12 protein-coding genes are annotated in these 14,166 nt (G+C 58.0%); 5 read left to right on the top strand and 7 right to left on the bottom strand.

The genetic code is table 11. From position 1 onward, the window contains the following. The 4 genes from rph to lepB all read right to left on the bottom strand — a co-directional run bounded on the left by rph (position 1) and on the right by lepB (position 3,693). The gene (gene rph, locus ACFQY0_RS20415) at positions 1–780 is read right to left on the bottom strand and encodes a ribonuclease PH (protein WP_379716640.1); all 780 of its coding nucleotides are present in this window, start codon (positions 778–780) and stop codon (positions 1–3) included. A gap of 210 nt (positions 781–990) precedes the next feature. After that, positions 991–1,485 carry a hypothetical protein gene (locus ACFQY0_RS20410; protein WP_379716637.1) on the bottom strand — a complete coding sequence of 165 codons (495 nt, stop codon included), beginning with the start codon at positions 1,483–1,485 and terminating at the stop codon, positions 991–993. 32 nt (positions 1,486–1,517) lie between these two features. After that, positions 1,518–2,351: a phytoene/squalene synthase family protein gene (locus tag ACFQY0_RS20405; protein ID WP_379716634.1), complete on the bottom strand. Its 834-nt coding sequence runs from the start codon at positions 2,349–2,351 to the stop codon at positions 1,518–1,520. Positions 2,352–2,445: 94 nt separating this feature from the next. Next, a complete protein-coding gene (lepB, locus tag ACFQY0_RS20400; protein ID WP_379716631.1) occupies positions 2,446–3,693 on the bottom strand; it encodes a signal peptidase I in 1,248 nt (415 codons plus the stop codon). Positions 3,694–3,835: 142 nt separating this feature from the next. Here lepB and ACFQY0_RS20395 point away from each other — a divergent pair, with 142 nt between their 5' ends. The 5 genes from ACFQY0_RS20395 (at position 3,836) to secA (ending at position 11,051) form a co-directional block, all read left to right on the top strand. Beyond that, positions 3,836–5,266: a C39 family peptidase gene (locus ACFQY0_RS20395; RefSeq protein WP_379716628.1), complete on the top strand. Its 1,431-nt coding sequence runs from the start codon at positions 3,836–3,838 to the stop codon at positions 5,264–5,266. A gap of 166 nt (positions 5,267–5,432) precedes the next feature. After that, positions 5,433–6,803: a tRNA (N6-isopentenyl adenosine(37)-C2)-methylthiotransferase MiaB gene (gene miaB, locus ACFQY0_RS20390; protein ID WP_379716626.1), complete on the top strand. Its 1,371-nt coding sequence runs from the start codon at positions 5,433–5,435 to the stop codon at positions 6,801–6,803. 74 nt (positions 6,804–6,877) lie between these two features. After that, positions 6,878–7,495, top strand: a complete 618-nt coding sequence (locus tag ACFQY0_RS20385; RefSeq protein WP_379716623.1) for an REP-associated tyrosine transposase — start codon at positions 6,878–6,880, stop codon at positions 7,493–7,495. 107 nt (positions 7,496–7,602) lie between these two features. Further along, positions 7,603–7,947 (top strand): hypothetical protein, encoded by a 345-nt coding sequence (locus ACFQY0_RS20380; RefSeq protein WP_379716620.1) that lies wholly within the window; start codon positions 7,603–7,605, stop codon positions 7,945–7,947. Between the two features lie 176 nt (positions 7,948–8,123). Next, positions 8,124–11,051: a preprotein translocase subunit SecA gene (gene secA / locus ACFQY0_RS20375; RefSeq protein ID WP_379716617.1), complete on the top strand. Its 2,928-nt coding sequence runs from the start codon at positions 8,124–8,126 to the stop codon at positions 11,049–11,051. A gap of 400 nt (positions 11,052–11,451) precedes the next feature. On the opposite strand, the gene ACFQY0_RS20370 is transcribed toward secA, so the two are convergent. From ACFQY0_RS20370 to ACFQY0_RS20360, 3 genes are all read right to left on the bottom strand, one after another. After that, the gene (locus tag ACFQY0_RS20370) at positions 11,452–11,805 is read right to left on the bottom strand and encodes a hypothetical protein (RefSeq protein ID WP_379716614.1); all 354 of its coding nucleotides are present in this window, start codon (positions 11,803–11,805) and stop codon (positions 11,452–11,454) included. Positions 11,806–11,940: 135 nt separating this feature from the next. Beyond that, on the bottom strand, positions 11,941–12,750 hold the full coding sequence (locus ACFQY0_RS20365; protein WP_379716611.1) for an RHS repeat-associated core domain-containing protein: 810 nt from the start codon (positions 12,748–12,750) through the stop codon (positions 11,941–11,943). 339 nt (positions 12,751–13,089) lie between these two features. Continuing rightward, positions 13,090–13,452, bottom strand: a complete 363-nt coding sequence (locus ACFQY0_RS20360; protein ID WP_379716608.1) for a hypothetical protein — start codon at positions 13,450–13,452, stop codon at positions 13,090–13,092. Positions 13,453–14,166: the final 714 nt, after the last annotated feature.

Here is a 14,166-nt window from a genome sequence, read left to right as displayed (position 1 = left end):
TCACTTCTTGAATGCTGCCGCGAGGCTCGCAAACGCATCCCCACCCGGACGATCCGCTTCAAGAATCGCCGCCTTCTGCAGGGTGATCAACTCACCCACACCCTTCTTCGCGAGGGCCAGCATGGCATCCATCTGCTCGCTGGTGAAGACCGCTTCTTCACCGCTGCCCTGAACCTCGACGAACTCGAGCCGCTCGGTCATCACAACATTGAAGTCAACCGACGCATTCTTGTCTTCCGGGTAGTTCAGATCGAGCACCGGCACGTCCTGATAGACACCTGCCGAAATCGCCGCGACCAATTGCGTGAGGGGAAACTCCTTGAGCTTGCCGGCACCCATCAATCGATTCAGCGCGATCGCCATTGCCACACACCCACCGGTCACCGATGCCGTGCGCGTGCCACCGTCGGCCTGAAGGACATCGCAATCGATCCATACCGTCCGCTGGCCGAGCTTTTTCAAATCGACCACCGCACGGAGCGCGCGACCAATCAGGCGCTGGATTTCCGAAGAACGACCGTCGAGCTTGCCGCGTGAAATGTCGCGAGATTTCCGATCAAGCGTCGAGTAAGGCAGCATTGAATACTCCGCCGTCACCCAGCCACCGGCGACGCGTTGCTGCTTCATCCAGCGCGGCACATCGTCCTCGATCGTCGCCGTGCAGATCACCCGGGTATTGCCGAAGGAAACCAGCACCGAGCCATTCGAGTGTGGAGCCACATCGGGAATGAAGGAAATCGGGCGGAGTTGGTCGTTCTGGCGTTCGTCGGGGCGAGTCATGGGCGGCAGTCAAATGCCTGCCTCCACACATGGAAAGCGCCAAAAATCGCCCGCCTCTTCAGAAAGCCCATCCATTGGATAATTCGGCCTGCAATTCGGGAAGTTGAAACGCCAGGACGCCAGGACCGCCAAGAAAAGCGTTCATCAAATTCGTGAAATCCGTCAAACTAGGCGTCCTTCTCGTCTCGGCCTCGAAAAAATCAACAAGCCTCAAGGTATCCGGAAGATCTTTCCACTCTTTGGATCCTTCGCCAGTTGGCCACTGCTGAAACCTTCGACATTGATCCGGTGATTCGGTGGATAAGGGCTTTCCACTTCGTGGGGATGGTCGGTTCGTCGCGCGACAGGATAGCTCGACGTCGGCGGCTCGGGGTCCACCGCCGGGCTAAGTTGAGGTTCGTGGATGCCCTGCCTCACCGGCGGCGGCTGTGGCTGATCCGGCGGGATGCCGTAGCGCTCGTATTGGCGGGTATCCTGCGCGGGATTCTGGCGGCTTTTTTCATGCAGCGCCGCACCACCGGCACCGACGGCGGCGCCCACCAAGGCGCCCGCGACGGCATCCTGATGATCATCCCCGAATGCCGCTCCCAGTCCCGCGCCCGCCAATCCACCGATCACTCCGGCCTGCTGCTGATAGCTGCTGCATGAGGAAATCGGAATCATCAGTCCGGCACCCGCGAGGGCAAAGAATCGAAGGGCATTCATGGATCTGTTAAACGAAATCCCGCAAAGGATATTCACGCCATGGCTCCACGCATCAGGTGCTTGGAGAAGATCGTCATCTTGCGCGCTTTCGAAAGCCGGTAACGCTGCTCGTGGACGCGGAAGCCGTCCCTGCGCATCTTGCCCAGCAGGGTCTGATAGATTTCCCGCATCACCTCGGCAGCGACCATGGCCTTGCGATCGACATTCTGAAGTGACGCCTCGGCTTCCCGATAGAAGCCCTCCGCGCGATCCGCTTCGTAGTTCATCAGCTTGAAGAATCTCTCGTCCTGCACTTTTCCCGCAAGGTCCCCCTCGCTGTAGCCGAACTTTCGCAGATCCTCAATCGGCAGATAGATCCTACCTCCGTTGTCGAAGTCTTCACGCACGTCGCGCAGGATGTTGGTGATTTGCAGGGCATGCCCGAGAGCGACCGCATACTTTTCACAGCCTGGAACTTCGCCACCAAAGATCCGCATGGCGATCAGTCCGACGGCACATGCGACCTTCCAGGTGTATCCCGAAAGCTCGTCCCAGGTCTCGAAACGCTGAGGCCGGAGATCCATCCGGCAGCCATCGACAATCGCAACCAACAGCTCGGTCGGAATCTGGCGACGCTGCTGCATGGCGAGCACGTCGAGCTGGAGTGCATCGCCATTTGGAAATCCTTCCTCAAGTCCTTCCCGCCATTCCATGAGACCTTTCTCACGCTGCTCGACCGGCACGCCGAGATCATCGGCGAGATCATCGATCACGCGACAGAAGGCGTAAAAAATCACCGCATCATCGCGCCGCTCCTTGGGCAGGATGCGCAAGGCAAAGGCCAGGTTGGACTTTGCTTGGCTGGTGATTTTAGCGGCTTCAGTCATGCAGATGAGGTGCAAATGAGGTCGGCAGCATTGGTTCCTATCAGCGAAAATGAAATGCGTGCATTTGCGCAGCAGGAGCGAGGCCAGAACAGGCTCAATCGATGAATCCCCAGTGTCCTGAGCCAAAGGGCCACAAGGCAAACATCGCGGGACCGAGGACGTTGAAGCCGTGAACCTGCCCCCAATACCTTGAATCCAGGGAGTTCCCGGTGTTATCACCCAGCGCGGCATACTCGCGCATGGCCGGCGGAAGGTCCGCCCTGAGGGCAAGTGAATCCCCTTCCCGCTCCAGCTGAGCATAGGGATATCCCCGAGCCTTGACCGGACCCGTAAGATGATAGCCAGGCCTGCCCGGTCCCCCATAGGCGCCCTGAAGTTCGGCAACCCGCCGAATTCCCGGCTCTTGGGCGATCTTCCCGTCGATCAGCAGATCGGGCTGCTCGATACTCAAGACATCACCCGGCACGCCACACAGGCGCTTGATGTAGTGGGACCCGCCGGACTGATCATTCATCCGCCCCGGCACCTGCTGCTGAGTCGGGATCGCGCGGGTATCAAAAACGAAAACCTCACCCCGCTTCGGCTTGCGAAAGTGATAGGAAAACTTGTCGACCAGCACGAGGTCGCCCGTGGTGATCGATCCACGCAAGATGGACTCCCCCTTTTTGTAGGAACGTCCTCGGTCAGGTTGCCCGTCGCCATCCACATCCTCGAAGACCAAACCACTGGTCTCTCCGGTCGCTGCGGGAATGGAAACGGTCGTCCCATCGCTGAAGCTCACTTTCGATCGCGTGAAAAGGAACCAGGAGGCGTCCTTCACTCCCACCACGGTTACATCATTTTCCGCCACGATATCGCGGTAGGAGCGGCCACTGAAGACCCAATCGAAAGCCCTTTTGCCAATCCATGGCGATTTGAAGTCTTCACCCCCCTGATCGATGACGATGCCGTTCAATGTCGGCTGCATCGAACCCGTCGGAATCCTGAATGGCTGCAAAACATAGGCCCGCAGTCCGAGCGCCACCACCAGCGCGACAAAAATCACCTCCACGTTTTCCTCCCATCCGTTCTGACGGGTCGCGCGGGGCATCGCCTGTTCACAGGTCGCGCGCAATTGCTTGCCTGCCTCGATCGTCGCTTCCTTATCGCCTCCCTTCATCGCGGCGAGCAGATCGCTGCGACGCGACTCGATTTCCTCGACGCGGCCTTCCTTGAGGAGATCCCGCTTGTAGTGGAGAAATTTTTTCGACCCCTTGTAGAGGTGCTTCGCCTCCTTTTTCCAGCGGGGCAGCATGAAATCGAACATCGGCGGCAGCATCGACACCGATCCGACGACTTGCAAGCCCTCAGGGAACCTTGCCAGACAGATTTCACCGCCATGGGAGCGCCCGAAACCCGCGACGAATCGCGGGCGACCACCCTGTCAGCTCGCATTTTCCCCAACGAAATCCGCCCGCGGCAGCGTTATAAATCCACCCAAACCCATGAATCGCCTGTTTTTCGCGCTCCTCATCGCATCGATCCATCCTTCCCCGGCAAAAGTCGGCGAATGGCGCCCCATTCGGGACGATCAAGGCAGCAGCCTGATGGTTCGCTTCGAAGGGATTCGCGATGACCGCTACCTGCTCCGGCGCCAGAACGACGGCCGCCTCTTCGAGGTTGCTCCCGGTCTGCTGCCCGATGGCGACCGCGAACGCTTCCGGGCGGAGGCCCGCGAGCTCAGTACCGAGCTTGCCAAGCTGGCTCAAACCGTCGGCAAGCCCCTTTTCGCCGGCACTCCTTTCGAAGTTCGCGACGCCAGGGAGATCGCCAAAGCCCTGGGGCTGCCCGTCGAATCGAAAACCAGGCACAGCACCAGCTGGCGACTCTACGCCCGGCCTGACTACAAGCTCTTCGGCACCCGCCCATACTCCGTCGCCCTCTACGCGGATGAGCAGGGCCACCCGACGAATCTCTCCGCCGTCTTTGCCAACAAAGGCGACTTCGGCAGCACCGCCGGCATGGGGGCCGATCACTTCGAAGGAGGCAGCGAAGCCACCATCAAATCGCTCGCCGAAGCGATGGAAAACGACGAGCGGGCCATCGAAAAGGCCATTTCCTCCGCCCTTGGCGAGGCCGAAACCCAGCGTTACGGCGAAGGAAAAAGTCGCCGAACCGTCAGACGCTGGGACTGGAACGGCCACTCGCTCCTCCTCTCCAGCGAGGAGAACGAGTACGTCTCCCTTTCCATCGTCCCCCTCGAACTTGCCGAATCCGGCGGGAAAACCGGCAAGGTCGCCGACATGGATCTCAAAAAGCGCCTCGCCTCCGATGTGAAGCGCGAAAAAAACGGCGACGTCTACCTCAGCCAGATCCCCATGGTAAATCAGGGACCCAAGGGCTACTGCGTGCCCGCTACCTTTGAACGCGCAATGCGTACCATGGGAATCGACGCCGACATGTATCTCCTCGCCATGATCGGCGAAACCTCCATCGGTGGTGGCACCTCGGTTGGCAAACTGCTCGAGAACGTCCGCTCCCAGGTCTACCGCAAAGGTCGGCGCCCCAAAGATGAGCGCACCAAGAAGCTCCGCATCCGCGACGTTCAGAAATACATCGATGACGGCATTCCCGTGATTTGGGCCATGCGCTCGCTCGATGAATACAACCAAATCGCCAACAACAACACCAAGCGTCGCCGGAACGTCACCGACTGGAACGCCTGGGCCACCACCATTGCCGAGGAAAACGAAGCCCTCATCGAAACCGAGCGCGTCGAAAGCAACCACCACATCTGCATGATCGTGGGCTACAACGAAGCCACCCAGGAATTCGCGGTTTCCGACTCCTGGGGCCCGAGTTACGAACGCCGCTGGGTCCCCGTCGCCGTTGCCGACTGGGCCTCCCAAGGCGGCATCTTCATGATTCTGCCCTGATTCTTTGCCCTGAATGGGCTACAGAAGCTAGCCCGGGGTCGAGGAGCGTCAGCGACGACCACCCCGGGGTCCTTCACCACCACCGAAGACGCACTTCTCAGATCAGGGCTCGGCCCTGATTTACCATTGAACAATCACCGGAGATCCCTAATCCCTTCCCCCCACCATGCCCAAGGTCCACATTCGCACCTACGGTTGCCAGATGAACGAGCGCGATTCCGAACAGGTCGCGCAGATGTTCAGCGAAGGCGGCTACACCGTCACCGGCAACGAAGCGGAGGCCGATGCCATCCTCATCAACACCTGCTCCGTCCGTGATCAGGCCGAGCAGAAGGCACTCGGAAAAATGGGCCACATGGGTTCCCACCGGAAACAAAAGCCACACGTGGTCTACGGCTTCATGGGCTGCATGGCCCAGTCACGCGGACCCGAGCTCTTCGAAAAAGTCCCGCACCTCGATGTCGTCGTCGGCACCCAGAAATACCACAAGGTCTTCGAATACGTCGACCGCATCCTCCAGCGCCGTCTCGAACGCCGCATGGACGAACTCGAACTCTCGCTCCACGGCGAAAACGTCTGCGACGTCGAAGAAGAAAGCGGCTCACAGAACACCATCCGCGACCACGTTCCCAAAGAGCACAACGCCTCTGCCTTCGTCTCCATCATGCAGGGCTGCAACATGCGTTGCTCGTTCTGCATCGTCCCCGACACCCGTGGAAAAGAACGCGGCCGCCCGATTTCGGAGATCGTCGACGAGGTCAGAATGCTCGCCTCCCACGGCGTCAAGGAGATCACTCTGTTAGGCCAGATCGTCAACCTCTACGGCCGCACCGAGTTCGAGAAAGTCGATGGCAAGTCGCCCTTCGTCCAACTCCTCGAAGCTGTTCACGGCGTTGAGGGCATCGAGCGCATCCGCTTCACCTCGCCGCATCCGATCGGCTACCGCGACGACCTCGTCGCCGCCTTCACCTACCTCCCGAAGCTCTGCTCGCACATCCATTTCCCGATGCAATCCGGCAGCGACCGCATTCTCAAGGCGATGCGCCGTCCGTATAAGAACGCCAAGTTCATCGAGATCTGCGAAAAGATGAAGGCCGCCCGTCCGGACATCGCCATCACCACCGACATCATCGTCGGCTTTCCCGGCGAGACCGAAGAAGACTTCCAGGCCACCATCGACACCGTCGAGCGCCTCCAGTTCGACAACGCCTTCGTCTTCCGCTACTCCAAGCGCAAGGACACCCCCGCCGCCGAGATGGATGACCAGCTCCCCGAGCGCGTGAAGGAAGAGCGCAACCAGCGGCTTCTTGCCGTCGTCGACCGGCTCGCCCAGGAAAAAAACCACGCCCTCGTCGGCAGCGTCCAGCAGGTCCTTTGCGAAGGCCTCTCCAAGAACAACAAGGAGACCCTCACCGGCCGCACCCCGCAGAACAAGATCCTCATTTTCAAGGGTGACCAAGCCAAGCTCACCGGCCAGATCCTCGACATTAAGGTCAACGAGTGCACCGGCTTCACCCTCTACGGCGACGTCCTCTAACGGAGCGCGGACTTTAGTCCGCCCGAAACTCCAGCTTCCCCCCCGCCAAACAGGCGGGCTAGATTCCGTGCTCCATGGAGCACAAAGGCACCTACACCCGCGGATATCTCCCCCACCGCGATTACCCCGACTCCGTACAAGCGATCACCTTCCGCCTCGCCGACTCCGTCCCGAAGAAAGTCATCAACGACTGGAAAGAGGAACTCTCAGCCATGCTGAACTCCCCGGACAAAGAGATCTCCGACCGAGCATCCAGCGAACTCCACCGCCGCATCGCAAAGTTCGAAGACGTTGGCCACGGCGCATGCCTTCTTCGCGAACCTGAAGTGGCCACCGTCCTCCAGGATGAACTCATCTCCGGCCATCCTCACGATTACAAACTGCTCGCTTGGTGCATCATGCCCAATCACGTCCATGTCTTGGTCCGTTTGCTGAAAGACGATCCGCTCCCAATGATCGTCAAACAATGGAAGGGAGGATCCGCCGTCCAAATCAATCGCCTTCTCAATCAAGCAGGAACCCTTTGGCAGCCCGACTTCTACGACCGCTTCATCCGCGACGAATCCCACTTCTACCGATCTCTCAACTACATCCACCAGAACCCTGTCAAAGCAGGTCTTTGCCAAACCGCCGAAGACTGGCCCTTCTCCAGCATCGGCATCCGATGGGAACCATCGGAGCGCGGACTTTAGTCCGCTCGATATCGCAACCCTGGCGGATTAAAGTCCGCGCTCCAATCGGATTTGACAAATTCCCCAGCCCCACGACTCTGCTCTCCGTCAGCCCAAGCTGACCCTCCATGACCACTTTCCGGCAAAAGCTCCATCCACACGTGCTGATCCCCTGGGTCTTCGCCTTGGTTGCTTTGTTCGGATGCAACGTGCTGGCCCAACAAAAGGCCTCGTTGCGAAAATCCGCCCACCTTGACGGCGGCAGCGTCACCCAGCTCGCGAACGATACCAATCCGTCGAGCACGCCCACCACTCCTCTCCTCGGACTCACAGGGAACGCCAACCACGGCAGCAATCTCACAGTTCCTGCCGGCCTGCGTCTCGCCATCGGTCCGCTCATCAGCCGGATCGAGACCATCCGCCGCAGCGGCGCCGTCCAGGGACGCGCGCCCCCGGCGCCAGCCAATTGCTGATCGCGACTCCCGTTCCGCACTCGCCTAACACGGGCTCGAGTGCCTCCTGACCTGCAGGGAAGTCACGCCTACCCACCTGCCCCTCCGGCAGGCTCCCCGCCATTTCATGGCACCTGCTATTCGAACCACTTCATCTTTCCTGCGGAAAAACCTCCGCAGCCAGTCATCCATTTTTTATGATCACTTTTTCTCTTCCTCAAATTTTCGGCAGCAAGAACGAGCGCGAGCTCAGCCGCATCCGCCCGATCGTCAAACGCATCAACGACATCGAGGCAAAACTCCAACAAGAACCCGCCGACACCCTCCGCGAGCTGACCGCCCAATGGCAGGACCATCTCGCCCGCTACCATCCGCTGAAGGTTGCCACCAAGACCGTGGTCGATCAGATGGACGAAGCCGCGCTCAAGGAAACCGCCAGCGCCCTCCAGCAACGCCTCAGTTCCCTCCGCAAGGAATTCCCCTCCCTCCCTGCAGATGTCGCCCCCACTCCCGAAGCGATCGAGAGCGCCAAGTCCGCCTTCCATCACGTCGAGGACCACTTCGCCAAAGCCCGCGCCAAGTACCTCCTCCAGATCCTCCCGGACGCCTACGCGGTCGTAAAGAATGCCGCGCGCCGACTCTGCGGAACCGAAATTCTCGTCAGCGGCCAGCCCCTGAAATGGGACATGGTCCACTTCGATGTCCAACTCATCGGCGGCATCGCCCTCCACCGCGGCCTCATCGCCGAAATGCAAACCGGCGAAGGCAAAACCCTCGTCGCCACCCTGCCCGTCTACCTCAACGCCCTAACAGGCCTCGGAGTCCACGTCGTCACCGTCAACGACTACCTCGCCAAGCGTGACTCCGAATGGATGGGCGCGCTCTACCGTTCCCTTGGCCTCAGCGTCGGCTGCCTGCAAAACCAGATGCGCTCGAAAGAACGCCAAAGCGCCTACGCTTGCGACATCACCTACGGCACGAATTCCGAATTCGGCTTCGATTACCTCCGCGACAACGGCATGGCCCAAAGCCACGACGAGCAGGTCCAGCGCGGCCACTACCTCGCCATCCTCGACGAAGTGGATTCCATCCTCATCGACGACGCCCGCACGCCCTTGATCATCACCGGCCCCACCGATCAATCCTCCCAGCCGCTTCTCGAGCTCAAGCCGGGCGTCCAGAAACTCGTCAAAGTCCAGACCGCCCTCTGCAACCAACTCGCCGCCGACGTGAAGCGTCTGTTAGAATCCGGCGACCAAGCCGGCGCCGGCCTGGCCCTCCTCAAACTCAAACTCGGCCAACCCCGCCACCGCCAGTTCCTGCGCTTCATGGAAAGCGCCGAACTGCGCCGGCTTCTGGAAAAAACCGAACTCCGCTATCAGCAGCAGGCTTTCCGGAAAAACATCCATGAACTCAAGGAGGAGCTCTATTTCTCCGTCGACGACAAACGCCGCGACGCCGACCTCATGGAAAAGGGCCGCTTGTTCCTTTCACCGAATGATCCCGACAGCTTCACCCTGCCGGATTTCAGCGCGAAGCTCACCGCCATCGACGCCGACCCGAAGCTCTCGCGCGAGCAGCGAGCCGCCGCGAAGCAGACCCTCCACGAAGAGCGCAACGCACGCGCCGCCTCCATCCACGGCATCTCCCAACTGCTCGCCGCCTACTGCCTGCACGAACGCGATGTCCACTACGTCGTGCGTGGCGGCAAGGTCACGATCATCGATGAAAGCACCGGCCGCGAAATGCCGGGGCGCCGCTGGTCCGACGGTCTTCATCAGGCCGTCGAAGCCAAGGAAGGCGTCGCCATCGAAGAAGAGACCCGAACCTACGCGACGATCACCATTCAGAACTACTTCCGCCTCTACGAAAAACTCGCCGGTATGACCGGCACCGCCGAAACCGCCGCGGCCGAGTTTCACGACATCTACCGTCTCGATGTCTTACCCATCCCGACCAACAAACCGAACCTCCGCATCGATCGCAACGACCAGCTTTTCAAAACGCGCCGCGACAAGTACCTGGCCGTCATCCGCAGCATCGAAGCCGCCCACCAAACCGGCCAGCCGGTGCTCGTCGGCACCGCCTCGGTCGAAGCCTCCGAGACCATGGCTCGCATGCTCAAGCTCGCGAAGATCCCGCACTCCGTCCTCAACGCCAAACAGCACGAGCAGGAAGCCGGCATCGTCGCCCTCGCCGGCCAACGCGGTGCCGTCACCGTCTCCACCAACATGGCCGGCCGCGGCACCGACATCAAACTCGGCGAAGGCGTCGCCGAACTCGGCGGCTTGTTCGTCATCGCCACCGAGCGCCACGCCTCGCGCCGCGTCGACCGACAACTCCGTGGTCGTTGTTCGCGTCAAGGCGATCCCGGAGCCTCGCAGTTCTTCATTTCCCTCGAGGACGACCTGATGCGGAACCACGGCGACCCCGCCCAGATGGCCGCCCTCATCGAGCAGCCGAAAAGAAGCGGCAGCAAGATCCCCTCGCTCGGAAAACTCGTCGAAGCCGCCCAGACCCGCCTCGAACAACGCGACGCCAAAGGCCGCAAGCAAGTCCTCGATTTCGACGACGTCATGAACCTCCAGCGCGAGATCGTCTACGACTTCCGAAATGATACCCTGGCCACTGAAAACATCCGCGAACTCGCCATCCAGACCATCGAGGAAAGCGTCGCCGACGACATCCATGCGCATCTCTCGGAGTGCGATCCATTCAACCTGGATTTGAAGCCCCTTCTCGAGTGGGTGCGTTCGCATTTTCACCTGGAACTCGACGACCCATCCCAGCTTGCTCCTGATCGCATTGAACCGGAAATCACCAAGCGCATCCGGGAAAGCTACGTTCAGCGCATTGCCGATGCCCCTCCCGAATTCCTCGAACGCGAAGAACGTCGCGCCATCCTTTTCGCCATCGACCAAGGCTGGCAGGAGCACCTGGCCGAAATGGAAGAACTCCGCGAAGGCGTCTACCTCCGATCCCAAGGTCAGAAGGATCCGCTCGTGGAATACAAGAACGAGGCCTTCGAGCTCTTCAGCGCCCTGATGGATCAAATCAAACGCAGCGCCACCTCAAACCTCTTCCACCTCGCCCTCAGCATCGAAGCCCTCAAGGCATCGCGCTAGAACTTTGGAGTGCGGGGGAGCCCGCCCTTCCGGAGCAGCGACCTTATTGTCGCTGGCCAACCCCGTGCCTTTCCCTCGCCACCCTTCAATCTTATAATCCCAGCTCATGTTTCGCTTCGTCTGGCGAATAGCTGCGACCACGATCCTTGAGCGAATCGACGGCGAGGTAATAATCTTCAAGGTCTTCGGGGTGCTGCTCGATGGCCTCGCTGGCATTGCATTTGAAGTGTCTGTCGCTTTGCCTTTGAGGCCACCCCGCCACCCCAGATCCGCCCGCACAACATCCACATCAACCCATTGCAAATCAATTCACTAACTACCTCTTTTTACTTTTTTCCTGGCACCTTTTTCAGAAGGGGAGGAACAGGTGAAATAAAAACGTGTCACATTTCACAATTTTTTATTGATTGTCGAAAAGTGTTACTTTCGCTACCTCAACCCAATTACGCTTCCTTTTCGATTCTTCACCTTCTCTGAAGGTCCCATCTACGATAACCAAGTCGTTGGCGATCGTAAAATCCTCTCCAGCCATCGAATGCGGAACAATACCGATTTCGCTTAATTTAGCGGGTATCCTAGTCGACACATCTACAAATGGGGCGCTAGATCCGCCAGAGGGATCATCCATTCCGCCCCACAAAATAGGGTTAGCACCGTACAATACCCAGCCGTCAGCATCGTTAACCAAATACGCTACAACTGAAATTTTTTCGCCATCCTTGAATGCACCCGGAATAAGCAGATCGTCGAGCAAAACCGGAGGCTCCGCCAAGTCCCTCTTATCTGGGGAGCTAGATATTTGGCGATCACAGGAAACACATACCAAATTCGATATCATTAATAGCGACCCGACACACAAGCACTTGGCGTCAATTCTCATGATTCCCATTTAATAATCATGTTTCTTCTGATCCCAATCAAACACTGATCCTTGAAGATCGGGAATACTCTCCCTCAGACGCTTGATATGGTCCCTATCGGTCGCAGAAGGCCCTCGGATAGCTGTATCTTTAGGGCTGATTTTTTCCAAGCCTTGAAGGGTTAGTTGCATTTTTCTCGGATGAGTATGTGAAATCTCTATTAGTTTTTTACCTTCATTGCCAGCCCTGGCACTAGGGATAAATTGTAATTCAGTAAATCGTTCGTCATTTGCATAGATGACACCACCCCCCGATATAGAAACCTCAGCAATGCTTGGCAGCGGACCCTCCAATGGATCGGTGTAGTCATACTTCTTCCCGCCTTCATCAAAACAGTAAAGTTCAGAAGAATACTCTCTTCCAATGTGAAAAAATACAGTTGTCTGCTCCTTCCCATCCGTCTTGTTGTTGAAACCAAGGCCCACGCGAGCAACCACTACGTGTTTGCCCTCAAATGAAGTTGCGGTGTCCCACCGATCCCCAAATTTGCTCGTGATTTCATCACGTCCAGCATTGATCGAAGTGATTTGCGATTTTGCAAGCGCACCATACATCGCGTCTCTAGCTTCCCCTACCGTGTCGTATGGCCTTAGACCCAAGAATTCCCACCGATTCACCCCATCATTCTCCACAAACCCATACAGGTTGATTCCTCCCTGCTCCCCAATCGGATCTCTCGATAGCCAACGTCCGATATTCGGGTCATAGTGAGCCTGAGCTGAGTTGGCAAAAAAGACTAAGTGAACGAGCGCTAAGAGGATGAATTTTAGGTTTTTCATAAGTTTGCCTGCCTTTGGGGATAGTTACCGGTTTTGTTGGGACGGCGGCAAGCCGAAATGGGATTCCCAAAAGATTGACCTGGCATTGGAGGACGGGGTGTGGGATCGGGTGGTTCGCCGGGAAGGAGTGGTCTCGGATTTCGTGCGGCTTGTTGCCGATTCCAGAGCATCCAAGCAGCTTGGGGGGGCATGCCCCAAAGAGTCGGACCTGGCGGCATTCCAATTCCTCCGATTTTCGACACAGCACGGGCGGCAGCTTCGCGTTTGGCCATGTCGAGAATGATCCCGTAAAGCCTGGCTTGAGGAGCGAGGCGGAAAACGGTGAAATTAGCGCTATTCTCACCTGACGCTCTCTCCCTTCGGTTCTCCCCCCTTAACGGGGTCCGCAACTTGTTCCGATAGTACCTCGTCGCGAAGTGAAGATATTTCACCCAACAATGAGAGGAGCGCTTGCCTTTTGTCGAATTCTTCGAGGTGGGCAATTGCGGCTTTCCCTCCTTCCTCACCTTTTAGAATCAAGCTCAAGGAAACTGGATGCTTCACGAATCTTTTAGTAGTCAAAGCCAGTGAAGAATCACGACCGTACCTCACTAAGTAGAGAGGCTCGTCGTCGGCTGGCAACCCATCACTCGATGCCTTCTCAAATCGATTGATCATAGCCTCCAAAAAACTTCGGTACGCATGTCGATCTTTCATCTTCAACGTTCGAGTCATAGGAGCGATACTTCCTTGGGCCTGCCTCCGCCAAACGATCACTCCCTTCTGAGGATCAAATACTACACTTGTTCGAGGTTCCCAGCCCCCTTCAAATTGCACCTCGACCAACGGCCAAACCTCTTCTGCAGTCGCGGTCACTAGCGGTTCAAACAGCGCAACAAAGATGAGACAAACTAACTTCATCGGAGGGCAGAATACTAAAAGGGAGTGGGAGGCGGTGCATTCTCGCTTCCGGGTTGGGGGTTGTATGGCTTACCATCTTCCGGCTGAAACGGATGGGCTGGCGTAATACCTCCTGGATGGGGTGGCGAGAGACCTCCGTTTTTATCAGGATGATAGTCTGAATTTCCCGGCAACCGGTCCGGTATGCGGCGTCCCTTCTCCTCGGCAGCCTCTCTTGCTCCGTCACAGGGTGGCTTAGTCTCAAACTCATCGGGATCAGTTCCGAATTCATCCCAAAGCAAATTCGAAATCTCATCATTGCGAGCATTGATGTGACGCTGCTCATGACCATAAACCGTTTCCCAAGTGAACAAACCATGACCGAAGTCACGCCGACCGATGTAATTGGGGGCTCTACCGGATCTGAGGTGGGTAGGCTGATTTGAATGTTCCCGTATCGGTCGCTGCGTTCTATGCTTCTGGGGATGTCAGTTGAGGCACTTTTTAAGCAAGCGTTGGGTTTGGCAGATCCTTGGG

The organism is Haloferula chungangensis (assembly GCF_042664875.1).
Classification (GTDB): Bacteria; Verrucomicrobiota; Verrucomicrobiia; order Verrucomicrobiales; family Akkermansiaceae; genus Haloferula; species Haloferula chungangensis.
The sequence above is the reverse complement of the archived record's forward strand: the minus strand, read 5'-3'. Positions and strand labels throughout refer to the sequence as shown.

Coding starts and splice junctions, on each gene's coding strand:
- ACFQY0_RS20365 (WP_379716611.1), bottom strand. CDS start 12,750: ATGAAAAACCTAAAATTCATCCTCTTAGCGCTCGTTCACTTAGTCTTT.
- secA (WP_379716617.1), top strand. CDS start 8,124: ATGATCACTTTTTCTCTTCCTCAAATTTTCGGCAGCAAGAACGAGCGC.
- ACFQY0_RS20385 (WP_379716623.1), top strand. CDS start 6,878: ATGGAGCACAAAGGCACCTACACCCGCGGATATCTCCCCCACCGCGAT.
- ACFQY0_RS20405 (WP_379716634.1), bottom strand. CDS start 2,351: ATGACTGAAGCCGCTAAAATCACCAGCCAAGCAAAGTCCAACCTGGCC.
- rph (WP_379716640.1), bottom strand. CDS start 780: ATGACTCGCCCCGACGAACGCCAGAACGACCAACTCCGCCCGATTTCC.
- miaB (WP_379716626.1), top strand. CDS start 5,433: ATGCCCAAGGTCCACATTCGCACCTACGGTTGCCAGATGAACGAGCGC.
- ACFQY0_RS20395 (WP_379716628.1), top strand. CDS start 3,836: ATGAATCGCCTGTTTTTCGCGCTCCTCATCGCATCGATCCATCCTTCC.
- ACFQY0_RS20410 (WP_379716637.1), bottom strand. CDS start 1,485: ATGAATGCCCTTCGATTCTTTGCCCTCGCGGGTGCCGGACTGATGATT.
- ACFQY0_RS20380 (WP_379716620.1), top strand. CDS start 7,603: ATGACCACTTTCCGGCAAAAGCTCCATCCACACGTGCTGATCCCCTGG.